Source organism: Fodinicola feengrottensis (genome assembly GCF_010993775.1).
GTDB classification, from domain to species: Bacteria; Actinomycetota; Actinomycetes; order Mycobacteriales; family HKI-0501; genus Fodinicola; species Fodinicola feengrottensis.
In genome coordinates, this window is the sequence record NZ_WOTO01000020.1 from 20,000 (window position 1) to 42,339 (window position 22,340).

Here is a 22,340-nt window from a genome sequence, read left to right on the forward strand (position 1 = left end):
GGCGACCGCGCGCTCGGACCGATCTTCAACTCCATCTGGGGCTGGCTGCTGCCGGTGGTGGGCGCGATGGTGGCGGTCGCCGCGTCCGCCGCCTTCGCTCGGCTGCTCCGCGTCCCGCTGTGGCTGCAACCAGCGGTAATGGTCGTCGGGCTGGCGCTCTACGTCGTCCTCATCCTGGTACGGACCGGGAACTGGTTCGGGATTGTCCCCACCCCGCAGAGCCTGGAGGCGCTGTCCTCGCTGGTCCGCGGCGGGGTCAGTGACGTGGTCACGCAAAGCACGCCCACCAACGCCTCGGCCGGCCTGGTCTTGCTGACCACCGTCGGCGTCGGGATGGTCGCGATCGTCGCCGACATCGTCGCGGTGGGCCTGCGCCGGCCGGCGCTCGCCGGCCTGCCGATGCTGGCGCTCTACGCGATCCCGGTGTCGGTGACCGGCACCGGGATCCCGTGGCCGCTGTTCGTCCTCGGGGCGGGCGGCTATCTCTGGCTGATCTCCACCGACCACCGGGACCGGATCCGCGGCTGGGGCCGGATGATGCGGCCGGCCCGTACGCCGATGGACTCGACCTCCGGCGATGTCACCAACACCCCGATCGGAGCCGCCGGCCGCCGGATCGGCCTGATCGGGATCGCGGTCGCCGTGGTGATTCCGCTGCTGCTGCCCAGCCTGCCAGGCAGCAACCTGGCCGCGCTGTTCAACGGCGGCGGCTTCGGCGGGCCCGGCGCCGGCCGGGCCACCCTGGTCAACCCGATCTCCACCCTGAAGGGCCAGCTCACCCAGCCCAGCAACAGCGAGATGCTGCAGTTGCACACCAACGAGACGAGCCAGCAGCTGCAATATCTGCGGTTGGCCACGCTCGACACCTTCACCCCGTCCGGCCCGCAGGCCGGCTGGTCCCCCGGCGACGCGAAGAGCAGCGCCCGCAACCGGGTCACAAGTGGGCCAATCGCGGCGCCCGGTGTGGACGCCAACGCCGCGCACCACACGGTGAAGAGCAGCGTGAAGATCACCGGCCTGACTGCCTCGCCGTATCTGCCGGTCTACCCGAACAGCACCAAGGTCGACATCGACGGCGACTGGCACCTCGACTCGCTGTCGGGCAACATCTTCAGCCCGTACGGCAAGACCGGCACCGCCACCTACCAGTTCACCTCCACCCACGTGGACTACGACCTGTCCGCCCTGGAGGCGGCGCCGAAGCTGCCCACCAGCGACCCGATCATGCAGCACTACGGCGCGGTGCCGGTGCTCGCGCAGGTGCAGGGCATCGTCGACCCGCTCATCCGCGGCAAGACGACCTGGATCGACAAGGCAAACGCCATCGACCAGTATTTCCGCGGCAACGGCTTCGTCTACGACACCTCGACCAGGCCTGGCAACAGCGGCAACGATCTGGTCGACTTCCTGCAGAACAAGCGCGGCTACTGCGAGCAGTACGCCTCGGCCATGACGTACATGGCGCGGCTGGCCGGCCTGCCGGCCCGAGTCGCCGTCGGTTTCACACCCAGGGCCGCAAGATCGCCGATGGCACGTACTCGATGCACGCCCACGACGCGCACGCCTGGGTGGAGATCTACTTCAAGGGCCTGGGCTGGGTGCCTTTCGACCCGACCCCCGCCGGACCCGAACACCGTACGGACCCCGCTGCCGTGGACCCAGCCGGACGGCGGCCAGGGCGCCGCTGGCAGCACCACCCCGAACGCGGCGCCCACCGCAAGCGCCTCGACCGGCGCCGCCGGAAAGTCCCGAAGCAAGCTGGACCAGCAGCAGGACAGCGCCGACCCAGCCGCCAACGGACTGGCACCGACCGGCCCGCCGCCGGCCCTGTGGTGGGGCCTGGGGCTGCTGCTGGCCGTGTTGCTGTGCATGCTGGTGTGCCCACGACGATGCTGCGCAGTCGCATCCGGCGCCGCCGGATGACCATCGCGAAGGCCGGCAGACCGACCACGGCCGCGCACGCCGGCTGGGACGAGGTCCTGGACACCGCGGCCGACCTGCAGTTCCCACTGGACGTCTCGGAAACACCGCGAAGCACGGCCGAACGGCTGGAATCCGAGGCGAGCCTGGACGCCGCCGGGGTCAGCGCGATCGACTTGCTGGCCAGTGCCGAGGAGCAGGCCAGATACGCGCGCCGCACGCGGCGCCGGCGCAGGGTCTGGACGAAGCGGCCGCGACCGTAGGCCGGCAGCTCAGCCGCGCGGTGTCCAAGCGTCGCCGCTGGCGAGCCGCCCTGCTGCCGGCGTCCGCGCTGGCCGCGCTGTCGGAGCCGACGAGCCGATGGAGCGAGGCGACCGCGGAATGGGGTCTGGCGGGTACGCCACGCCGTCGGCCGCGTTTTCCGCTTCCCCAGGTCCCCCCCCTCGCGGCTGACACCCGCGAATGTGACGAAACAGCTCAGTTTTGTCCGTTTCGTTACATTCGCGGGCGGTGCTGGCCGTGCTGGGTGGCTTGTTCGAAGGCATGGCCGATCTGCAGCAGGTCGAAGTCACCGTGCCAGCGGCCGACCAGCTGCAGCCCAACCGGCAGGCCATCGCGGGTGAAGCCGGCCGGTACGGACAGCGCCGGCAGGCCGGTGGCGGAGATGTCGGTGCAGGACCGCATCCAGTCCAGGTAGTGCGGGGTCGCGGTGCCGTCGATCTCGGTGGGGAACTCCAGGTCCACGTCGAAGGGCGGCAGCTGGCTGACGGGCAGGGCCAGCACGTCGTACGAGTCGAAGAAGGCGCGCATCCGCCGGTAGAGGGTGGTCCGCTGCTCCTGTGCGGCCATGATGTCCGCGGCGGACAGTCGTCGGCCGGCCGCCACGTTCTCGACGACCGTTTGCTTGATCAGGCCAGGATGGGCGTCCACCAGCGGTCCGAGGGTGTACGCGAAGGACGCGGCCCGGAGCGTACGGAAGCAGTCGTTGGCACCAGAGAGGTCTGGGCAGTCCTCGGTGACGTGGGCGCCGAGCCGTTCGAAGACTCCGGCCGCGGCCGCGATGACGGCCCTGACCTCCGGGTCGACCGGCAGCGTGCCGCCGAGGTCGGTCGAGTAGGCCACTCGCAACCCGGCGGGGTCACGGTCCAAGGCTGCGCTGAACACCTCTCCCGGCTCCGGCAGCGAGAGCGGTGAACGGTCGTCCGGACCGGCCATCACGGACAGCCCAAAGGCGACGTCGGCGACCGTACGGGCGATCGGCCCGTCGACGGGCAGCCACGCCCACCCGAGCGCGGCTGGATAGGCCGGGACGCGGCCGGCTGACGGGCGCAGGCCGACGACGTTGCAGAAGGAGGCCGGGAACCGCAGCGAGCCACCGAAATCGCTGCCGTCCGCGAGCGGCTGCATGCCGGTGGCGACCGCGGCCGCGGCTCCCCCGCTGCTGCCGCCGGCCGAGCGGTCCAGCGCGTACGGGTTGCGGGTCGGCCCGAAGAGCGGGTTGAAAGTGTGCGCCCCGGCGCCGAACTCCGGCACGTTCGTCTTGCCCATGCTGATCGCGCCGGCGGCCCGCAGCCGGGCCACCACCAGGTCGTCGTGGTCCGGGATCTGGTCGGCGAACACCGGCGAGCCCAGGGTGGTCCGGATGCCGGCCGTCATGTTGGTGTCTTTATGGGCGATCGGAACACCGTGCAGCGGGCCCAACGGTCCACCCGAAGCGGCCAGCTGGTCGGCCCGTACGGCCTGCTCCATGGCCCGATCGGCGATCAGCGTGACGATCGCGTTGACAGCCGGGTTGACTCGCTCGATGCGGCGCAGGTGCGCGTCCAGCACTTCGCGTGCGGACAGCTCACCAGCTCCGATGTCAGCAGCGAGCTGCCGGGCACCAAGGAAAACGAGATCTTCTTCGGTAGGCACCGAAACTTACGAGGTCCAGCGGTTCGGGCGGCGACGCCAGCGATCTTCCAGCCGGTCCATCAGCGAGCCGCGGCGGCGCTCGCCGCCTTCCTCGGAACTCGCACCGGGCGCCTCCAACTGGCGGTGCCGGTAGGCGCTGAGTCCGAAGACCAGGCCACCGAACATCGCGAGGAAGCCGACGGCGGCAACGATCGGCACACCCCACACGTCCGGCTTGCCGAAGATCACGCCGACACACACCAGCGCCAGCCCGACGACCGCGACGATGCCGGCCAGCACCATCCGGCGACGGACATGGTGACGCGGATCGGCGGCGCGTACGGTCGAGGCGAACTTGGGGTCTTCGGCGACCAGCGCACGCTCGATCTGCTCGAGCAGGTGCTGTTCATGCTCGGAGAGCGGCACGGCACTCCTCCTGCGACTCGGCCACGCCCGCCAGGGCGAGGGAAGAGTATCCCCCGCCGGTTGACGGTCGATCTGTTTGCTACCTCTGAGGTACCCCGAACTGACGGCGTAGTAACAACAGTCTACGAGCACGGCGCCCGTCCGGAAAGATGGGCGCCACGGTCAAGGGTGCCATCTCTGTGAGCATCCCGTCACAGAACCGCGAGGATTGGCAGCCGTACGTCCCGATGACCTCTCGATGACCTCCCGATCCGGCCCAGCCGGGCCGGATCGGGGTCTTCCGGCGCCCCTGGAAAGATCCCGCGCATGCCCGGATCACATTCTGTCGACACCGAACCCACCGCGCCCGAGCAGAAGCAGGCCGACCCGGCTCCCACCACCAGCCCCGCCGGCCGGGGCGGCTGGCTCAGTCCGGTGACCAACTGGGTGTACGGGATTCTGGTGACAGTCGTGATCCTGGCCGGCACCGCCGGCGCCGTCCGGGTCTGGCTGAGCGATCGGGGCTTTTGGAACGACGAGCTCTACATCGCCGCGAACGTCCGCGACCTCGGCGTACGCGGACTTTTCGGCGCCCTGCGGTATTACCAGATCGCCCCGCTGGGCTGGCTGGTCACCGAGAAGAGCTTCCTGAAGGTGCTCGGTGAGAGCGAGCAGGCGCTCCGGCTGCCGGCGATGGTCGCCGCGGTGGCCACGCTCATCCTCGGGGTCGTGCTGGCCTGCCGGGCGATCGGCAGGTGGGCCGCACTGCTGACCGGGCTGCTGCTGGCCACCTCGCCGATGCTTCTGACGTACGCGGGCGAGCTGAAGCAATACACCACCGAGGCCGCGATCGCGCTGCTCGTGCTGCTGGCCGCCGACATGTACGCGGCTGACGACCGGCAGCACCTGACCCGGCGCCGGCGGCTCATCACCTGGATCGTGATCGGCATGATCGCCGCGGTGTTCAGCTACAGCGCGATGGTCGTCATCGCGGCCGCACTCGCTGCCGTGGTGCTGCATCTCTGGATCCGCAAGCGATTCCCCGACATGAAGGCCTTCCTGCTCGGCAGCATCCCGGTCCTCGCGCTGACCGCGGTGGTCGTCTTCCGCCGCCGGATGCTGCCGCAACTGGCCGACCAGAACGGCTACTTCCCGACCGGTTTCCCGCCGGCACACTCGAACCTGCCGCAGATCATCGAGTGGCTGCCCCGGATGTGGGGCGGTTTCGTGCAGTCCCCGCTGATGTGGGGGGCGCCCGTTTTTTTGGTGCTGTTGCTGGTGATCGGCGGGCTGGTGTCGCTGTTTCTGCTGCGGGGCCGGCTGTTGTGGGCCGCACTGTTGACCGCGGTGCTGGGCGTGGCGATCTGCGCGGCCGCCGTGCAGGGCCTGCCGGTGCAGGACCGGGTGTCGCTCTACCTGTTGGCACCAGTCGCGCTGGCCATCACGGCCTGCGTCGACGGCGCGGTCCGTGGCTGCGTACGCGCTTTCACCGCGGTGTCAGGAAAACAGGCCTCAGCAGCACAGGGTTCGGCAACACAGGGTTCGGCAACAGAGGTTTCGGCAGCACAGTGGTGGAGCCGTACGCGGCCGATCGGCACCGCGGTCGGCGTCGTGCTCGCCATCGGTACGGTCCTGTCGCTCGGCACCACCGCCGCCATTGCCCAGCCGGCGGTCGCCGGTGCGTACAAAGAGGTCACCACTCCGCAGTATCGCGACCCGGGCCGAGACGTGCTGGCCGATGTGGCGACCCGACTGGAACCCGGCGACCGGGTCGTCGGCTATGCCTTCAGCAAGCCGCTGATCGCTTGGTACGGCCGACACTTCCACCTGCCGGTGGTGGGCCTTGCCACCCTCGGCCCGCAGAAGACCTGCCATCCCGAGACGCTCGCGCCGATCCTCGCCGGCGCGACCCGCATCTGGTACGTACACGGCGCCCGACTTTCCACCCACCCCGACGATTTCAACGCTCGGGTGGTCGCCATGCTCGGCCAGCACGGGCACGTGGTCCAGTCCAAGCAGATCAACTCGGCGTCGGCCGCGCTGGCTTCGCCGGGATGGACGCTGATCGACGTGAAGGCCGGGCCAGACCCGCACCCGGCGACATTCCCAGCACTTCCCGACTATGCCTGCATGACTATGTTGCCGGCTCCGACTTATTAGGCGCCTGTTTTCGCGGCACCAGGGTAGCGGGGCGGATCGCTCCGGAGCCGAACCGTTTCGCGGCGGCGTCGACGGCCTGTTCGGCGTCGCGCCAACCGTGGTCCGGGTCGCCGAACATCAACTGCTCGCTGCCGCCGGCACCGTCGCCGCCGAGGTGCTCCACTCGTACGCCGATCAGCCGAATACGCGGCTGGTCGAGCCGTAGGGCGTCGTACAGACCGCGGGCGGTCGCGTAAATCTCGTGGCCGCTGTCGGTGGACTGGTGCAACGTACGCGAGCGGGTGATCGTTTTGAAGTCGGCGAACCGGACCTTGATGCTGACCGTACGACCGGAATAGCCGCTGGAACGCAGCCGCTCGCCCACTTTTGTGGCCAGGTGCAGGATTTCCTTGTGCATCCGGCGGTGATCGGTGACGTCGATGTCGAAGGTTTCCTCGGAGCCGATGGACTTGTCGTGCTCCTCCACGGAGACCCGGCGCGGGTCGCGTCCGTTGGCCAGCTCGAAAAGATGCGCGCCGGCCGCCGCTCCGACGGTTTTCTGCAGCGTACGCAACGGCATCGCGGCCACATCGCCGACGGTTTTGCACCCTGCCCGGGTCAGGATCTCCTCGGTCCGCTGGCCAACGCCCCACAGCGCACCAACCGGCAGCGGGTGCAGGAACTCCAGGATGGAGTTTTTCGGTACGACCAGCTTGCCGTCCGGTTTGCACAGCGAGGACGCGAGTTTCGCGATGAACTTGGTCGACGCCACCCCCACCGAGCAAGTGATGTGCTGCTGCGGCCTCGACCCGGCGGCGAATCTGCTCGGCGATGCTGGCTGGCGGTCCGAGCAGCCGGACCGCGCCGGTCACGTCCAGGAACGCCTCGTCGACGCTCAACTGTTCCACCATCGGCGTGACGTCAGCGAAAATCGCCATCACATCGCGGGACACCTCGCCGTACGCGCCGTGGCTGACCGGCAGGAAGACGGCATTGGGGCAGAGCCGGCGGGCGACCCCGGTGGGCATGGCGCTGCGTACGCCGAAAGCGCGCGCCTCGTAGCTCGCCGACGACGACACCCCCCGCGGCCGCCGGTGCCACCCACAACAACCGGTTTCCCCCGCAGCTCGGGGCGGGTGCGCAGCTCGACGGACACGAAGAAGGCGTCCATGTCGACGTGCAGAATGGTGCAGCCGGTGTCGTCGCCGACCTCGCCGGGCTTGGTCGCCATCCGCGGCAGATGCTGGCTGCGGCCCACCGCTAGCCGGCCCCGGAAGACACCAGCAACGGGACCAGCTGTTCGTCCGGCACCATGCCGCCGTGCAGTCCGACCAGCGAAGACTCCAATGGCTCGGCCTCGGTGGCGATCACCGCGACACCGGCGCCAGGCGCTGTCACCACGTCCCCGATCCGGGGACGCACCCGGTCGTCCACCTTCGGTCCGAACCAGCCGTCCGCGATCGCCTGGTCGCGGCTCACCACCAGCGTGTCCGGTCCGAGGACGTCGGTCCACGCGGCCAACACGTCGGCTTCCGCGCCAGGTTGCGCGTACACATGGCGGGCCCGACCCTCGCCGCCGAGCAATGCCACGCCCTCCCACAGGGCGGGCCACTCGTCGGCGTCCAGCCGGCCGGCCGGTGGCACGTCAATCATCCCGTGGTCGGCGATCACCACCAGCGCCGCGTCCGGCGGCAAGGCCGCCCGCAGGGTGCGTACCAGCAGGTCGACCTGCGCCAACTCGGCCCGCCAGGCCTCGGACTGCCAGCCACGCATGTGGCCGGTGGTATCCAACTCCGCGAAATACGCATAGGTGAGCGCGCGGTCGGTCGGCGCTCGCGGTCGCGTCGGCGGCCCCATAAGCCAAGTCGCCGAGGCTGTACGCCGGACGGAACCGACCGCCGCGAGCGGACGCCCTGGTCAACCCACTGCCGTTGTGAAATCCAGGCCCAACGTGTGCGACGGCGAGACCGAAGCCGGCGGCGCGGGCCAGCACCGGCTCGTACGGCTGCCAGGTCAGCGGGTCGACTTCGCGGTCCCAACGCAGTGAATTCATCAGGCGGCCAGTGCCGGGGATGGCGACCTGGTAGCCCAAAACTCCATGCAGGCCTGGCGGCAGGCCGGTGCCGACCGTGGTGACGCTGGTCGCAGTGGTGGCCGGAAACGCCGTGGTGATCGACCGCCCCGCCATCGCGTTCAGGGTCGGCGCCTCGTCCAGATGCGCACGCAGCGCGTTCCAGCCGAGCCCGTCGATCAGCAGCACACATGCCCGCTTGAAGGACCCCCACCGGCTAAGGCCTGGATGCCGAGCACGTCGTCGTATCCGGGCACGCCAAGCACCGCGGCGACCGACGGCATCACCTCGGCGAGCGAGCCGGTGCCGTACGCCGGCAGCCGTACCGCGCTCGTTTCGCTGCTCATGTCGGGCCCATCTTCGGACTCATCGTCGGGCCAGTAAATGCAACTGGGTCGCGAGGTCTCGATAGGGCAGCTGGTCGGACAGCGCCAGCTCCAGGCTCAGCAGGTCATCGGTCGGGTGCTCGATATCGACCGTGCCGGCCACCAGGTCGGCCACCACCCTTACGCCGTGGACCTGCTCGACAGTCAGGCCGGCACCGGCCAGCAGCGCGGCGGCACTGACCGGGTCGTACCGCCGCAACGCGGTGTCTCCGCCCCGGAAAAACCTGCCATCGGCGTCCTGCAGCCCCGCGGCGGCCAGCTGGAAATGCCCGCCAATGGCCTTGGCCAACACCGCCGCGGCCCGGTTGGCCAGCACCACGCTGGCGAGCCCGCCCGGGCGCAGCACGGCCCGGATGGCCACCACCGCGGCGGCCGGATCGTCCACATATTCCAGCACGCTGTGGCACAACACCAGGTCAGCGGCCTGCGCTCCGACCGCGGTGATCAGCGTCGCGACATCTCCCTGCACCGCCGTCACACGGTCCGCGACGCCCCCGCGTCGATCACTCGGCGGCTGAGGGTGGCGAGCGCGTTCGGGCTCGGGTCGACCACGCTGACGTGGTGCCCCTGACAAGCCAGCGGCACCGCGAACCCGCCGCTGCCGCCGCCGACGTCGACCACCCGCAACGGCCCGTCGGCAGCGCGCCGGTCGATCTCGGCCTGCAACCCACGCCAGATCACCGCGGTGCGTACGGTGCTGCCGGCGCCCACTCGCGCCGTCTGGTCACCCACCCTGAATCACTGTCACCCCGGATCATTCGCGGTTCCTGCGGTGAACCCTTGTTTGTGAACCTTAGTGTCGAGGGCTGACAACCTGGCGGATCGACTCCGCGGGGCGGCGAAAATTCCTGGGCGTACGGTCGATCGCCAGCAATACTCGCTGATATGACCGATCTGCCGGGAGAATACGTCGACGGTGTGAGAACGCTGCTCCAGGACCAGGCCGACCGGTGGCTCGGCGAGCTGCCGGGGCACGTCAAACGGCTTCTGGACGACTGGCGGCTGACCATCGCCGACCCCGACCAGCCGCCCATGCACGGCTTGTGCGCGATCGTCCTCCCGGTGACCACCGCCGACGGCGATAAAGCCGTCCTGAAGGTCGGCATCACCGGGCCCGACAACCACCCCGAAGCCGAGGCGCTGCGCCGCTGGGGTGGGCAAGGCGCCGTACGGCTGCTCCGCGCCGCGCCCCATCATCGACGGCACCCGCGGCGTCGATCATCGTGGCCAGTGGCCAGTGGTACGGCACGAATGCGCTGCTCTTGGAGCGGCTGGACAGCTCCCGGTCGCTGGCAAGTGTCGACCATGAGCTCGGCGCGGCAGTGATCGGCGGCGGCTGCTCCGCCGGCTGGCGATCCCGGTCGGCGACGAGCCCGGCATCCTGACCCGGCAAAACGACACCGCGGCCCGCTGGGCCACCGAGTTGCCCGCACAATGGGAGCGTCTCGGCCGCCCCTGCGAGCGCGAACTCGTCGATTTCGCGGTCGCCACCTGCCAGCAGCTGCTTGTTTGAGCGGCCTTTGCTCGTACACGGTGACCTGCACCAACACAACGTTCTCGCGGCCAGCAACGACTCGTGGCTCGCGCTCGATCCGAAGGGCGTGGCGGGTGAGCCGGAATTCGATGTGCTGCCGGCGCTGCACAACCTCTGGGACGACTTGGTCGCCACCGGCAACACCCGCCGAGCGCTGCTGCGCCGGGTCGCCATCATCGTCGAAGCCGGCGACCTCGATGGCGAACGCGCCCGCCGCTGGTCTCAGGCCCGCGCCGTCGACAATCTCCTGGGTGCCGTGGAAGACGACGACTCCGACTTCGCCGAGATGTCCCATCACATCGCCAGCTGGCTTACCTGACTATTCCTCGATGGCTCCGTCGAGCCGCCGCAGGTGCCGGCGGAACGTGTACGCCGGATCAGCCGCCCGGCGAGCCAGGTAGTCATCGAAAGCCGTCTGCTGGCGCAACGTGTCGCCAGCCTTGATCCGGTCCACCTGGTCGCGCTCGGTCCGGCAGATCTGTTGCGCGATCGCCAAAATCTCGTCGAGCCGGCCAGCGGGCACGAACAGAACTCCATCGTCGTCACCGAAAACCACGTCGTCGCGACTCACCTCGTACGACCCGATGCGCGCTGTGGTGAGCGCGTCCGCCTCCTGCTCGTCCAGCCGCACCGGACCGGACGGATAACTGCCGTAGCTGAACACCGGGATCCCGATCTCCACCAACTCCCGGGTATCCCGATGCAGCCCCCAAATCACCACCCCGGCCACTCCGGCCGACGCCGCCTCCAGCACCGTGAGATCCCCCGCGCAGGCCTCATCTCGCCGCCCGCCGTTGTCCACCACCAACACATCGCCTGGCTCGGCCTGCCCGTACGCCTCCAGAAACACGTCCACACTGCCGTAATGCCGCGCCGGCAACACCCGCCCAGCAAGCCGGTGCCCTCGTACGACCGCACCCATCCCAGCCGGCGCCACCCGCAACGGCACCTCCGCCCGCAAGCACGCGTCCGCCACCAGAGGCGTGGAAAGCTCGGCGAAAATCTTCAGCATCGGCCCATTTCTCCCTGTCTCGGCAACACAAACAATCCTAAACCGATGTTGTGCGACTCCAGTCGTCGCGACTCTCCAGGTGGCGACCGCCACCCAGCGACCGCTGTCCGCAGCTAGCGCCGTTGATCATGGGACAACCCCGCACCTTCTCGAGAAAAGTGCGCGATTGTCCCATGATCAACATCCCCATCCCAACATGCGGGACGGCAACACCTCGACAGTAACTCCAGCCCCACCAACAACAGGTCCAGCGTCGAGTGCGGGATAAAACCCCACACTCGACGTCGACTGCGGGGTTTTATCCCGCACTCGACGAAAATCCAGCCCCACGCCACCGCGAGGGTGACGTTGCGGAGGGCGGAATACACCGGCTTGTCACCCCAAAACGTCACCCTCACGATAGGCCCCACTCGCTAAATCGGACAAACAGGGCACCGGAGTCAGTCAACTAGATCACGCACACGGCGGAGCGTCCGTTCTCCCCGTCGGCGGGCGAAGCACTCGCGCGTTTTCTGGCCCGGCGGCGGCAAACACCGGCCGGGGCACGCTCCCGCCGGAAGCTATCGTCGAAAACTCTCGGAGCGTGGCTCAGCTGCTCACGCCGCCAGCCGCGAGTGCACTAACACTGGAGGGCCGACAAGGGGATCCAGGAGGTCCTGGCGGAGGGTAGCCGGTTCCTTCGGCGCGGTGGGTGGCTTCTTTTGGTGATGGTCAACTGCACGTTGGTCGGGCGGCTGATTTGTCTCGTTTGCATTGCAGGGACTGCTCATGACATGCATCTTGTCGCCGGGTGTCATACCTCCCGGCAGCTGCGTCCGCCGGCGACGTTGATGGACGCATTGGCCAGCGCGGTCTACGCAATCCCGGTTACAGGCCGCCGTTTTTCTGGCAATTCGGCGTTTCTATTTGTTTTAGGGATAATTTGTCCATGAGTCTGCGGCGCCAGGATCTTGAGCGGTATGTGTTGGGATTTTTGGCGCGTTGCCGCGCGCTGACCAGCGAGTGAAGGCGCAGGCGTATCTGCGGCGCGCGTTGACTGATGGTGAGCGCAAGTCGATGGAGCCGATGGCGGACCGGATCGGTGCGGATCAGCAGATTCAGCAGTTCGTGTCGTCCTCGACCTGTCCGGTCAAGCGAGCTGGTGCGGGCCAACAGCTCGCGCAGCTTGCTGATGGGGGTGATCACCCAAGCCCAAGCCAAACTCCGGGCCATCACCGGCACGGCCCCCACTGACGCCGGAGCTACTGGCCGGTCTGCTCCCAGTACTTGTCGCCGAACGCCTTCAAGTAGCGATCCAAGAACTCGGCGAGGCCGGCGCGGCCGAGTACCAGTCCGGCCGGTCGTCCATCGGCAACGCGACGAGCACGCGACGGCCGTCACCCTCCGAGGGCGCGAACACGACAAGCTCCTGGTCACCGAGGAACTCGCCGATCACGACGTCATCATCGCGGCAGTCGCCGGAACGCTGGCCGCGCTCTTGCATTGTGCGCTCTGCGGCACCCTCCGGCGAGAGCAACACCAGACCCCACTGCCCGTAGTCGACATCCTCGAACAGCCGCGACTGCCGGCTAGTTGACCACACCTGCGCCAGCTCACCGGGAACCTCGGCACCCGGCCAGGCCGACGCGATCTCGACATCAGTAGCCGGCTCGTCGAACGAGCACGCCACCTTGAACGAGTTGTCGCCAGCAAGGCCGTCGCGCGGCTCGGTATAGGCGCGGAAAGCGTTCAGCACCTCCGCAGCATCATCCGTCATAGTTCATCCGCCACGGGTTAAATTCCTGCTGGTGCACCGTGCGGAGCACCGGAACGAGGTTATTGAAGTCATTCGTGCCGCCGTACTCGCGCGGGATGATGTGGTGGATGTCGTACCTCGACCACCCACCTTCCGGCGTCGCGTAACCCTGGTTATACCACTCTTTGATTTACGCGCCACGCTGCTGAGCACCCCACGGCACACGATCACCAACAGGAACCTTCGACAACCCCGACCGCGGCGCAGCAATCGGATCACCCGTCCCCGGATCAGGCACCTTCGGGTATGCCCGACCAGCCCCATTCAGAACCTCAGGTGGTGCAAGTTGGTTCGTCGGGTCAGCCGCAGCCGAGCCGTCGGTAGGTGCCGTTTGACTTGCACAACTCGCATCGCAGTCAGTTACTGCGCCGTTGTCGAGCGTGCCAGCATCAACCGGGATCCCCCCCCCCCGGGTCTGCGAACTGTTGGGGTGGTCCGGCCTGCGCGCTTCCTTCCTTTGTCTGGCCGCTCGCTACGCGCCGTCGCAGAAGCGAGCGGCCGGGGTCTTTATTTCGGCGCCCACCCGCCTTTGCGGGCGGCCAGATCCTTCGCGTTCCGGTCCGCAGCCTCCCTGACATCCCCGTCCGGTGGCGTAGTCTCCAAGTCAATGATTTGAAGAATCATGGAGAACGCCTGAACCTTCCCTATATTGTGGGCAAAGCCGAGCTTGTTGCCCGCTTTTTGTTCCTTCTCAACAGCATCCCGCGCATCCTTCATCCCCTGCGCCACCTGCCGGCGAACCTCTATCAGAGCCCCGGCGTTGGTCCCGCCGCCCGGCGTGCGCTTCCCATTCACCTCTGTTCCCTCACAGCCCTACCGCTTATAGCCATGACACGCCCCGCATTCCCGGCAACCGGGTTGCCGATGACATCAGCAACGCGTTCACCAGCACCCCATGCACCACCTCGGCTCTGGCCGGTTCCCACTGGACTACTTGCGGTTCCACCAGCCAGTACGTGGGGCCGGACGGCCATGAGGTGGGCGGCAGAGCCACCCATTCACCGGGTCCGTGCCGCAGCACTCCGGCGGCGGTCAACCGGTCCGGCAATCGCACGCCAGCGGTGACCACGAACAGCCACCGGTCCGCCGCCGTGGTCGCGGTCGCCGTTGACCGCAGCAGCACCCGGTGAGCCGCCGCGCCCAACGCCGCCGGGGCGCTGATCACGTCCGCCACCTCGCCACAGCCAAGGCCGATCCGGTACGGAATCCGATCCCACCAACGACTCACCGTCGCGGTGTCCGTGGTCGGGTACCGACCGGCGCACACCCCCCCGGCGCCCGCGCCCGGCTCGGTCGAGTCGTCGTCCTGCACCGGCAGCACAGGCCAGCCGTTGCCGGCGTACCGCAACGCCGCCACGCGCAACCGGGCCACCCGATGCCGAGTCCGTACCCGCCGCAACCCCGCGACCGACAACACGCTCACCGTGGATCGCCACCCCGGCGGCACGACGACACAGCTTGGCCGGTGACCGCAACAGCGGTAACAGCAGTGGAACAGGCGCGGGCCGCGTCCACCACCGTGGCCACCCGCGCCGCCCGGATACGAGCGTTGGGCGCCGCCGCGACCCACAGCACCGCGTGCCGGCGGTGACCAGCCATCGACACCGACGCAAGATCCGCACCCGCAGCGGACAACGCCGTCGCAAGATCGGCCGGCACCGGTGGCGTACGCGGGTCAAACGTCGTCAACACCGCGCGCCACCACACAAACCCGCCCGCTCTGTCCGGGCTGGGGTTGCCGATGGTAGCGGTGTCCGGCGTGCTGTCCGGCAGAGTGTCTGCGGCGGTGTCCAGCGGCACCGCAAGGGTCAAGTCATCGAAACCGAACAGCCGGACCCGACCCCGCGCCCCGCCCGGGTACGCCAGTACGGCCGGGCGCCGCATCGGCACTCCCACAAACCGATCCCGGAACACCAGCACCGGGCGACCCCTCCCACACCCGGTACCCGCGTCCAGCGCGGTCCCTGCGGCATCCTGCGGGCGGTAGGTCGCCCGCAGCCACACAGCACGGCCCACCTCGCCGGCCAACATCGCGCCGGTCGTCTCAGCGCCGCCAAACGGCACGTTCACGGCCGCGCTCATCGGGTCGGTCCCGTCAGGGCGTGGCCGGCGTACTCGGTCGCCCACAGCGACCGGTAACACCGCCACAGTTCCGGCGTGAGTGGGCTACCCAGGTCGGTCATGATGTTCTCCACCACCCGCCGCGCGTTATAGTAATACCCCAAGCACTCAGCTTCCGGTGACAGCAAGCGATCCATAATTCGTTTGTGGGGCTGGAAAATCTGGACACTCGGGAACAACGTCACCTGCGGCAACATCACCGTCATGAACTTCTCCAACTGCACCGTGGTATCCAGACCGGCAATGTAGGTAAACGAGGTGTCCAGCCCGGCTCCGGCCTCGGCCAACAGTGCCGGCATCGCCTCCGGCAACAGGTCTGCTTTGGTGTTCTTCAACAAGAAATCCCGCCGAGACACACACTCAGCGGTCAAGAACAACCCAAACGGGGCGACATGCTCAGCCAGGAAACGGAACGCCTCCCGGCTCCGCAGCACCGATGACAACAGCACGATGCGGGCGTTGATCCGCCGCGACCGCAACACCTTGCGCAGCATCACCATCGCCTCAAGCGCGGCATTCTCGGTCCGGTAACACGCAGTCGACACCGCAACCTCGTGCAGGGACCGCAAAGTGCCGCCGGGCGGTAGCTGCAGTTCCAGTCCGTCCAGTAGGGCGTGCAGCTCGCGCTCCAACGTCAGCACCGGGTCGGCTGGCGGTTCCAGCGAGGTCGGGCAGAACGCGCACCCCGTGCACCGCGACCGGCCCGCCGGGTTGATCGTCGCCGCCCACCACGTGCCGTGCTTCCAGCAGCGCAGATACCCCGACACCGCATCATCAGCGTCCGTACGCACCGCCCGACCGATCGGCACACCAGCCGCGTACAGCCAACCGTCATCGCTCAACGTGAAAGGTGGATCAGACCGACCAGCCGCCACCACAACAGTCCGGACCTCAGGGCTTGTGATCAGCGACAACTGCAAACGCACCCGAGCACCCAGCGGCGTACACAACCCGTACAGGTTCAACGCCAACAACAACGCGTCAACGTCCGGAACGCCGTACTGACCGGCGTCGGACACCAGGGCATCCACTACTCCTGATCGGCAACGCGATAAGACACTCATGCTTAACCGCCTGTCGCTATTGGTGCGTAGTCAGACGGTCGCCGATATGCGACGCCAGAGATATACCGTGGCGGTATTCCCAGGCGGGATACGGTAGCCAAGGAGGTGAAGAGCGCTGTGAAAGGTGATCCGTTCGCGCCGATCAAGCTGCCGGTCGGGTTTTGGGTTCGCGTCGAGATGATCGAGGCTCTTGAAGCGCGTGACTTCGGCGCCGTCTTCCGGCTAGTCAGAAAGTACTCAGGCGAAAGCCAAACCCGTATCGGCCGGCTTACTGGCTTTGATCAGGGCAAGGTCAGCGAGATCATGCGGAATCTGCGTGAGATTGAGACGCTTGATGTGCTGCTACGTGTCGCCGATGGTCTACAGATGCCCGACTCCGCCCGGCACCTCGTTGGCCTAAGGTCATGCCAACGCGGGATAGCAAACAATTCAACCGATGCCGTAGAACTGGAGACCGGCCCGGCTCAGATCGATGACGCTCCGGCGACGTTCGCCGAGTCTTGGGAGGGAAGCGCCCTCCGGGCCAGCGAGCTATGGCGGAATGACGTGCAGCGCAGGAGCTTCTTGGCTTGGACCGGATCAGCTTTTATGGTTCCAGCAGTCAAATGGTTAGCCGATAGTCCGAGGTCCGAGGTCCCAGCTAGGCACGGCGGCGGCGACCAGCTAGTGGGCTCGCCAGATGTGGCGACAGTCCAAGAGATGACACGCACCTTTCAACGGCTCGACAACCGTTACGGCGGCGCCCACAGTCGGCAATTAGTGCTTCGCTACCTCAACGGCGACGTCGCGCCGATGCTGACCGCTGGCCGGTTTGATGCGGCCACGGGAGCAGCGCTCTTTGCTTCCGCAGCTGAGCTAGCCCGGTTGGCCGGATGGATGGCATACGACTCGGGCGAGCATGGAGCAGCGCAAGCCCACCTAATCCACGCCCTGCGACTTGCCAAGGTCGCCGATGACCAACCGCTCGGAGCGGAGATCCTCGCCGCCATGAGTCACCAGGCCATATATCTGAAAGATCCGGACACGGCCATTACCCTCGCCTCAGCTGCACGTAAGACAGCTGAGGATGCTCACTTACCTGCGCTGGCCGCAGAGGCATGCGTGAGTGAGGCCCACGGTTACGCCTTGCGCGGTGATGAGCGAGCCTGCACGCGTGCCCTCACCGCAGCCGAAGACGCACTGGACCGTGGCGACCGGGCCGCCGACCCGCAATTTATGGAATATTTCGATGCCGCCTATCTGTCGGCTCGGTTCGGTCAGTGTTTCTCCGCCCTCGGTCGGGGAGAACAGACAACGCGATTTGCCGACAGATCCTTGGATATGGATATGTCCTACGTCCGGGGTCGAACCTTCAATTTGGCTCTGTTAGCCAAAGGTCACGTCCAGCAGGGGGAAATTGAGCGGGCGGCAGTGGTCGCGCTGGAGGCTGCCGAGCGGACCACTGAAATCAGATCTGCGCGGGCAATTGACTATGTCCGCGATCTGGATCAGGCACTTGCAGGGCACTCCGAAAATACGGCAGTACGGGAGTTTCGCGATTTCGTAGCTGCACAGATTACAGCTGCGCACCTTCCGAACGCCTAACATCCCGCGCTTTATACAGCCCAATGACTGACGCAGAGCCAACGATCTCACCGGACGCGATGCGCTGGTCCAGTTCGCCCAACGGTACCCAGCCAACCTCCTGGGCTTCGTTCACGTCCACCGCGTCGCCAGTCGGATCAGCCCCGCGACCTAGGAAAAGCAGGTTTTCGCTGTCAACAGTACCGACCATCGGTTGGAAGCTGATCAGCGGCTCAACCGACCGGGGACGCCACCCTGTCTCCTCAGCGCACTCCCGTTCCGCAGTCTCGGCCGGATCCTCGCCCGGATCCACGTATCCTCCAGGCAGCTCCCACACCCAGCGGTCAAGGATGAACCGGTGCCGCCGCATCATCAGTGCGCGGTCTTCGTCGTCCAGCACCAGCATCATGGCGGCGCGGGGCGCACGGATGACGTACTGCTCGAATCGGACACCGTCCGGCAGCTCAACGGACGCGATACTCAGCTGCGCCTTGCGCGTATCGTCCACGACGCGCTCACCATGAATAATCCACCGCGTCGACTCGTCATCGCCCATGATCACCAGCCTATGCGCCGTCCGGCGGTGACTGAGTCCCGGCGGCGCATCTCCTACTGCGGTGTTCGTTACACGAGGCCAGAGAATTAACGGCGCGCGGCCAGCACGCGCGACATACAGCTTGACCGGGGCATTATGCCCGGTCAAGCCGCTGTTAGAGGCGTCGCTTACTCGCCAGAGAGTGTGTCGGTCGGACGGTCGTGTCGATATAGGTCGAGTGGCGACATCTCCGCAGGTCACGAGTAGGTAACAAACTCGGCGCCCACCGCGGCGGGCGATGCCCTCGCACGTTTCCGGGGGCGGCACACCTAGCCGGGGCCCAAAACACAGCTCTGCCGCCGCCCCAGGAAACGTGCTAGCCCTTGCGTCGACGGGGAGAACGGACCCCACGCACCCCGTACGCAAGCAAACGCCACCCACCAAATGAGCAGCCCGGGATCTTCCCTCTCCTCGGAGGCAACCGCCGCTTTTGACCTTAAATCTTTTGACCTAAAGCCCTTGGCCTAAGGCCATCACCAGCCACCCATCAGCGGAAATTGCGTGAGGTGGTAGCCACCCGGAGCTGCAAACGCTCCAACCGGGTGGCTACCACGTTGACGACCCCTTCCACCTTTTCCAAGTTTCCGCGTACGAGCAGTGCCGGACTGACGTGGGCCACTCGGCGGTAGAGCTTCCACAAGCCTGGCGAGCAGACCACGTTGACCATGCCGGTCTCGTCTTCCAGGTTGATGAAGGTGATCCCGCCGGCGGTGGCCGGCCGCTGCCGGTGGGTGACTACCCCAGCGACCAGCACCCTGGTTTTGTCGTCCACAGTGGCCAGTTGGCCGGCCGGAATGACGCCGAGGGAATCCAAATACGACCGGGCGAACTGGGTGGGATAGCTGCCGGCCGACATGCCAGTCGCCCACACCTGCGCCATCGCGTCCTCCACGTCGGCCATTCCGGGCAGCATCGGCGGGCGGGCGCCGACCGCGATGCCGGGCAGCCGGTCCGGCCGCTCCTGGGCCGCCGCGCCGGCGGCCCAGAGCGCTTCTCGTTTGGTCAGGCCGAAACAGTCGAAGGCGCCAGCGGTGGCGAGGGCCTCCGCCTGTTTGACAGCCAGCCAGTCCGACCCGGCGTGCCACATCCGGCATGTCCGCGTACGGGCCGTGTTCGATCCGCTCCTCTTCGATTTTCTTGGCCAGCTCGTCGCCGACGGTCCGGACCGAACCGATGCCCAGCCGCACCGCTTGGTCGGTTCCCATTCTGCTCGGGTCCGGTCGTTGTGGGTCCACTGGTTCGAGCTTCGCTTTGGCCAGCGAGGCATTGACATCGACTCCCCGTATGGTCACGCCGTGCCGCCGCGCGTCGGCGATCAACGACTGTGGCGAGTAGAAGCCCATCGGCTGCGCGTTCAGCAGCGATGCGCAGAAGGCGGCGGGGAAATAGAGTTTGAACCAGGCACTCGCGTACACCAGCTTCGCGAAGCTGAACGCGTGACTTTCCGGGAAACCGAAATGAGAAAAGGCCTCCAGCTTGCGATAAATGTCGTCGGCGGCGGTCCCGGTAATGCCGTTCCCCGCCATTCCATTATATAGTTTTCCGCGCAGTTGGGCCATCTTTTCCGCGGATCGTTTGGAACCCATGGCCCGGCGGAGCTTGTCCGCGTCGGCGCCGGTGAAATTGCCGATGGTGATGGCCATCTGCATCAGCTGTTCCTGGAAAAGCGGCACGCCGAGCGTACGCTTCAGTGCTTCCTTCAGCTTCTCATGCGGATATTCCACCTTTTCCTTACCGCTGCGGCGGCGCAGGTACGGGTGCACCGAGCCGCCCTGGATCGGGCCGGGTCGGATCAGCGCCACCTCGACCACCAGGTCGTAGAAGGTACGCGGCCGCAACCGAGGCAGGGTGGCCAGCTGGGCTCGGCTCTCCACCTGGAAAACGCCGACCGCGTCGGCCGAGCACAGCATGTCGTAGACCCACGGATCCTTCTCGTCCAGCGAATCGAGGGTGACCGTCTGGCCGTGGTGTTCCTTGATCAGCCGCATCACGTCGCTGAGCGCGGTGAGCATACCCAGGCCGAGCAGGTCGAACTTCACCAGTTTCGCGTCAGCGCAGTCTTCCTTGTCCCACTGCACGACGGTCCGGTCCTTCTTGGTGGCCCATTCCACCGGGCACACCTGGGCGACCGGCCGGTCGCACAGCACCATGCCGCCGGAGTGGATGCCCAGGTGGCGCGGATACTGCAGCACCTGGTTGGCCAGATCGATGACCTGGGCCGGAATGTCGTGGTCACCGTCGGCCGGCAGCGGCCCCCAGTGGTCGATCTGCTTGCTCCACGCGTCCTGCTGTCCCTGCGAGTATCCGAGCGCCTTGGCCATGTCGCGAACGGCGTTCTTGGGCCGGTACGTGATCACGTTGGCCACCTGCGCCGCGCACTGCCGGCCATATTTTCTATAGACGTGCTGGATGACCTCCTCGCGCCGATCGGACTGGATGTCCAGGTCGATGTCCGGATAACCGTCCCGCTCCGGCGCCAGGAACCGCTCGAAAAGCAGGTTGTGGGCAACCGCGTCCACCGCGGTGATGCCGAGCGCGTAGCAGACCGCGGAGTTCGCCGCCGAGCCGCGGCCTTGACACAGAATGCCTTCCTTCGCACAGAAATCCACGATCTCCTTGACGATCAGGAAATAGCCCGGGAAGTTCAGGCCTTCGATGACCCCCAGCTCGTACTCGATCTTTTCCTTCGCCTGGCGGTAATGCGGCCGGCCGGCGAATCGCCGGCGCACTCCCTGGTAAGTCAGCTCGCGCAGCCAGGTCACCTCGGTGTGGCCGTCCGGCACCTTGCGCGGCGGCAGTTGCGGCTCCACCAGCGAAAGGTCGAAAGCACAGGCCTTTCCGTATTCGGCGGCCCGCCGCACCGCGCCGGGATAACGGGCGAAAAGCGCCGCCATCTCCGCGCCGGACCGCAGGTGCGCGGTAGCGCCGGCCGGCAGCCAGCCGTCCATCTCGTCCAGGCTCCGGCGCGCTCGTACGGCCGCCAACGCGCTCGCCAGCCGACGCTGCTGCGGGATGGCGTAGTGCACGTTTCCAGTGGCGACAGTGGGAAGTCTCGCCGCCCCCGGCCAGCTCGGCCAGCAGGTCGTTGACCTCACTGTCGGTCGGGTCGCCGTGGTCGATCAGCTCGATCGCCACATTGTCCCGGCCGAACAGCGCGACCAGCCGGCGCAGTTCCGCGGACGCCGCGTCCCACGCCCCCGCCGAGGTGCTGGCGGCCGCGATCGCCTGTCGTACGGCCCCCTTGCGACAGCCGGTCAGGATCAGCCACTGGTCCGCGGCGAGGTCGGCCATCACCTCCAATCGGTAATCTGGCCGGCCCTTTTCCCCGCTGGCCAACAAAGCCGAGCTGATCCCGCGGGACAGCCGGCGATAGCCATCCGGGTTTCGGGCGATCGCCAGCAAATGGCTGCCGGCCGGATCGGCTACCCCGTTCTGCCGGCTGGCCAACCCCAGGCTGAGCTCCGATCCGAACACCGTGGGCACGCCCTCTTCCTTGGCTGCCTGGGGAAAACCGAACGACCCCGTACATGCCGTCGTGGTCGGTGATGGCGACCGCGTCCAGCCGCAGCGCCGCCGCGGCCGCGACGATCTCCTCGGGTTGGCTCGCGCCGTCCAGAAAACTGAAGTTGGAATGGCAGTGCAGCTCGGCATACGGGACCGGGTCGCCGGTCTGTTCCGGAATCGGCGGGCGCGGCGGCTCGTACGGCTCACGTACCCGACTCCAGCCGGGCGCGTCGCCGCCGTCGCCATGCGCTTCAGCGTCCTGAGGCGATTTCCAGGACAGCGCTTGGTTGAGCTGCTGCCACCGAACCGGCGGGGTTGTTCCAGCCCACAAATCCTCC

The 22,340-nt window shown here is 67.2% G+C and carries 22 protein-coding genes and 5 pseudogenes; 7 read left to right on the forward strand and 20 right to left on the reverse strand.

Annotated features, from left to right (window positions below):
• Nucleotides 1–21: 21 nt before the first annotated feature.
• Together GNX96_RS19440 and GNX96_RS19445 are read left to right on the forward strand one after the other, a co-directional pair.
• Nucleotides 22–1,553: pseudogene (locus GNX96_RS19440) on the forward strand (DUF3488 and transglutaminase-like domain-containing protein); the annotation flags it as partial.
• A 366-nt stretch (nucleotides 1,554–1,919) separates the two neighbouring features.
• Nucleotides 1,920–2,183 carry a hypothetical protein gene (locus GNX96_RS19445; RefSeq protein ID WP_163569186.1) on the forward strand — a complete coding sequence of 88 codons (264 nt, stop codon included), beginning with the start codon at nucleotides 1,920–1,922 and terminating at the stop codon, nucleotides 2,181–2,183.
• Between the two features lie 232 nt (nucleotides 2,184–2,415).
• Here the strand turns inward: GNX96_RS19445 and GNX96_RS19450 are convergent, their stop codons facing one another.
• Both GNX96_RS19450 and GNX96_RS19455 read right to left on the reverse strand, forming a co-directional pair.
• Nucleotides 2,416–3,834: an amidase gene (locus GNX96_RS19450; protein ID WP_163569187.1), complete on the reverse strand. Its 1,419-nt coding sequence runs from the start codon at nucleotides 3,832–3,834 to the stop codon at nucleotides 2,416–2,418.
• A 6-nt stretch (nucleotides 3,835–3,840) separates the two neighbouring features.
• Nucleotides 3,841–4,239 (reverse strand): DUF3040 domain-containing protein, encoded by a 399-nt coding sequence (locus tag GNX96_RS19455; RefSeq protein ID WP_163569188.1) that lies wholly within the window; start codon nucleotides 4,237–4,239, stop codon nucleotides 3,841–3,843.
• Between the two features lie 306 nt (nucleotides 4,240–4,545).
• On the opposite strand from GNX96_RS19455, the gene GNX96_RS19460 reads away from it, so the two are divergent.
• Nucleotides 4,546–6,378: a glycosyltransferase family 39 protein gene (locus GNX96_RS19460; protein ID WP_163569189.1), complete on the forward strand. Its 1,833-nt coding sequence runs from the start codon at nucleotides 4,546–4,548 to the stop codon at nucleotides 6,376–6,378.
• Here GNX96_RS19460 and GNX96_RS53215 read toward each other — a convergent pair.
• The 7 genes and pseudogenes from GNX96_RS53215 to GNX96_RS53240 form a co-directional block, all read right to left on the reverse strand.
• Nucleotides 6,353–7,129: a DNA polymerase Y family protein gene (locus GNX96_RS53215; protein WP_279580841.1), complete on the reverse strand. Its 777-nt coding sequence runs from the start codon at nucleotides 7,127–7,129 to the stop codon at nucleotides 6,353–6,355. The genes GNX96_RS19460 and GNX96_RS53215 overlap by 26 nt on opposite strands.
• An 88-nt stretch (nucleotides 7,130–7,217) precedes the next feature.
• A pseudogene (locus tag GNX96_RS64075) lies at nucleotides 7,218–7,588 on the reverse strand (Y-family DNA polymerase); the annotation flags it as partial.
• Between the two features lie 29 nt (nucleotides 7,589–7,617).
• A complete protein-coding gene (locus tag GNX96_RS53225; RefSeq protein ID WP_313885705.1) occupies nucleotides 7,618–8,214 on the reverse strand; it encodes an alkaline phosphatase family protein in 597 nt (198 codons plus the stop codon).
• Nucleotides 8,215–8,326: 112 nt separating this feature from the next.
• Nucleotides 8,327–8,617 (reverse strand): annotated as a pseudogene (locus GNX96_RS53230) (alkaline phosphatase family protein); the annotation flags it as partial.
• Complete coding sequence (locus tag GNX96_RS53235; protein ID WP_279580844.1) at nucleotides 8,608–8,775, reverse strand: hypothetical protein; 168 nt, start codon at nucleotides 8,773–8,775, stop codon at nucleotides 8,608–8,610. The gene GNX96_RS53235 and the pseudogene GNX96_RS53230, both read right to left, overlap by 10 nt.
• Before the next feature lie 19 nt (nucleotides 8,776–8,794).
• The gene (locus GNX96_RS19475) at nucleotides 8,795–9,292 is read right to left on the reverse strand and encodes a methyltransferase domain-containing protein (RefSeq protein WP_279580845.1); all 498 of its coding nucleotides are present in this window, start codon (nucleotides 9,290–9,292) and stop codon (nucleotides 8,795–8,797) included.
• Nucleotides 9,289–9,546 (reverse strand): hypothetical protein, encoded by a 258-nt coding sequence (locus tag GNX96_RS53240; RefSeq protein WP_279580846.1) that lies wholly within the window; start codon nucleotides 9,544–9,546, stop codon nucleotides 9,289–9,291. The genes GNX96_RS19475 and GNX96_RS53240 overlap by 4 nt, the downstream gene beginning before the upstream one ends.
• A gap of 186 nt (nucleotides 9,547–9,732) precedes the next feature.
• On the opposite strand from GNX96_RS53240, the gene GNX96_RS19480 reads away from it, so the two are divergent.
• Complete coding sequence (locus GNX96_RS19480) at nucleotides 9,733–10,140, forward strand: protein kinase family protein (RefSeq protein ID WP_279580847.1); 408 nt, start codon at nucleotides 9,733–9,735, stop codon at nucleotides 10,138–10,140.
• A 194-nt stretch (nucleotides 10,141–10,334) separates the two neighbouring features.
• Entirely contained in the window at nucleotides 10,335–10,667 is a 333-nt protein-coding gene (locus GNX96_RS19485) for an aminoglycoside phosphotransferase family protein (RefSeq protein WP_279580848.1), read from the forward strand.
• Here the strand turns inward: GNX96_RS19485 and GNX96_RS19490 are convergent, their stop codons facing one another.
• Complete coding sequence (locus GNX96_RS19490) at nucleotides 10,668–11,360, reverse strand: RraA family protein (RefSeq protein ID WP_163569191.1); 693 nt, start codon at nucleotides 11,358–11,360, stop codon at nucleotides 10,668–10,670.
• 1,002 nt (nucleotides 11,361–12,362) lie between these two features.
• Between GNX96_RS19490 and GNX96_RS64080 the strand changes: the two genes are divergently transcribed.
• The gene (locus GNX96_RS64080) at nucleotides 12,363–12,593 is read left to right on the forward strand and encodes a transposase (protein ID WP_163569192.1); all 231 of its coding nucleotides are present in this window, start codon (nucleotides 12,363–12,365) and stop codon (nucleotides 12,591–12,593) included.
• Between the two features lie 49 nt (nucleotides 12,594–12,642).
• On the opposite strand, the gene GNX96_RS19500 is transcribed toward GNX96_RS64080, so the two are convergent.
• The 6 genes from GNX96_RS19500 to GNX96_RS19525 all read right to left on the reverse strand — a co-directional run bounded on the left by GNX96_RS19500 (nucleotide 12,643) and on the right by GNX96_RS19525 (nucleotide 16,295).
• The gene (locus tag GNX96_RS19500; protein WP_163569193.1) at nucleotides 12,643–13,116 is read right to left on the reverse strand and encodes a hypothetical protein; all 474 of its coding nucleotides are present in this window, start codon (nucleotides 13,114–13,116) and stop codon (nucleotides 12,643–12,645) included.
• Nucleotides 13,106–13,285, reverse strand: a complete 180-nt coding sequence (locus tag GNX96_RS64085) for an HNH endonuclease signature motif containing protein (RefSeq protein WP_390624072.1) — start codon at nucleotides 13,283–13,285, stop codon at nucleotides 13,106–13,108. Before GNX96_RS64085 ends, GNX96_RS19500 begins: the two co-directional genes overlap by 11 nt.
• A gap of 377 nt (nucleotides 13,286–13,662) precedes the next feature.
• Nucleotides 13,663–13,950 (reverse strand): hypothetical protein, encoded by a 288-nt coding sequence (locus GNX96_RS19510; RefSeq protein ID WP_163569194.1) that lies wholly within the window; start codon nucleotides 13,948–13,950, stop codon nucleotides 13,663–13,665.
• A 25-nt stretch (nucleotides 13,951–13,975) separates the two neighbouring features.
• On the reverse strand, nucleotides 13,976–14,578 hold the full coding sequence (locus tag GNX96_RS19515) for a bifunctional DNA primase/polymerase (RefSeq protein WP_163569195.1): 603 nt from the start codon (nucleotides 14,576–14,578) through the stop codon (nucleotides 13,976–13,978).
• A complete protein-coding gene (locus GNX96_RS19520; RefSeq protein WP_163569196.1) occupies nucleotides 14,575–15,237 on the reverse strand; it encodes a YdeI/OmpD-associated family protein in 663 nt (220 codons plus the stop codon). Before GNX96_RS19520 ends, GNX96_RS19515 begins: the two co-directional genes overlap by 4 nt.
• The gene (locus tag GNX96_RS19525) at nucleotides 15,234–16,295 is read right to left on the reverse strand and encodes a hypothetical protein (RefSeq protein ID WP_163569197.1); all 1,062 of its coding nucleotides are present in this window, start codon (nucleotides 16,293–16,295) and stop codon (nucleotides 15,234–15,236) included. Before GNX96_RS19525 ends, GNX96_RS19520 begins: the two co-directional genes overlap by 4 nt.
• A 150-nt stretch (nucleotides 16,296–16,445) precedes the next feature.
• On the opposite strand from GNX96_RS19525, the gene GNX96_RS19530 reads away from it, so the two are divergent.
• Nucleotides 16,446–17,924, forward strand: a complete 1,479-nt coding sequence (locus GNX96_RS19530; protein ID WP_163569198.1) for a helix-turn-helix domain-containing protein — start codon at nucleotides 16,446–16,448, stop codon at nucleotides 17,922–17,924.
• Here GNX96_RS19530 and GNX96_RS19535 read toward each other — a convergent pair.
• The 4 genes and pseudogenes from GNX96_RS19535 to GNX96_RS64100 form a co-directional block, all read right to left on the reverse strand.
• Nucleotides 17,896–18,459 carry an NUDIX hydrolase gene (locus GNX96_RS19535; protein ID WP_163569199.1) on the reverse strand — a complete coding sequence of 188 codons (564 nt, stop codon included), beginning with the start codon at nucleotides 18,457–18,459 and terminating at the stop codon, nucleotides 17,896–17,898. The two genes, GNX96_RS19530 and GNX96_RS19535, sit on opposite strands and share 29 nt — an antisense overlap.
• Nucleotides 18,460–18,985: 526 nt before the next feature.
• Complete coding sequence (locus tag GNX96_RS64090) at nucleotides 18,986–19,585, reverse strand: OB-fold nucleic acid binding domain-containing protein (protein ID WP_390624073.1); 600 nt, start codon at nucleotides 19,583–19,585, stop codon at nucleotides 18,986–18,988.
• A 34-nt stretch (nucleotides 19,586–19,619) separates the two neighbouring features.
• Nucleotides 19,620–21,593 (reverse strand): annotated as a pseudogene (locus GNX96_RS64095) (error-prone DNA polymerase); the annotation flags it as partial.
• Nucleotides 21,594–21,669: 76 nt separating this feature from the next.
• A pseudogene (locus GNX96_RS64100) lies at nucleotides 21,670–22,333 on the reverse strand (PHP domain-containing protein); the annotation flags it as partial.
• Between the last annotated feature and the right edge of the window lie 7 nt (nucleotides 22,334–22,340).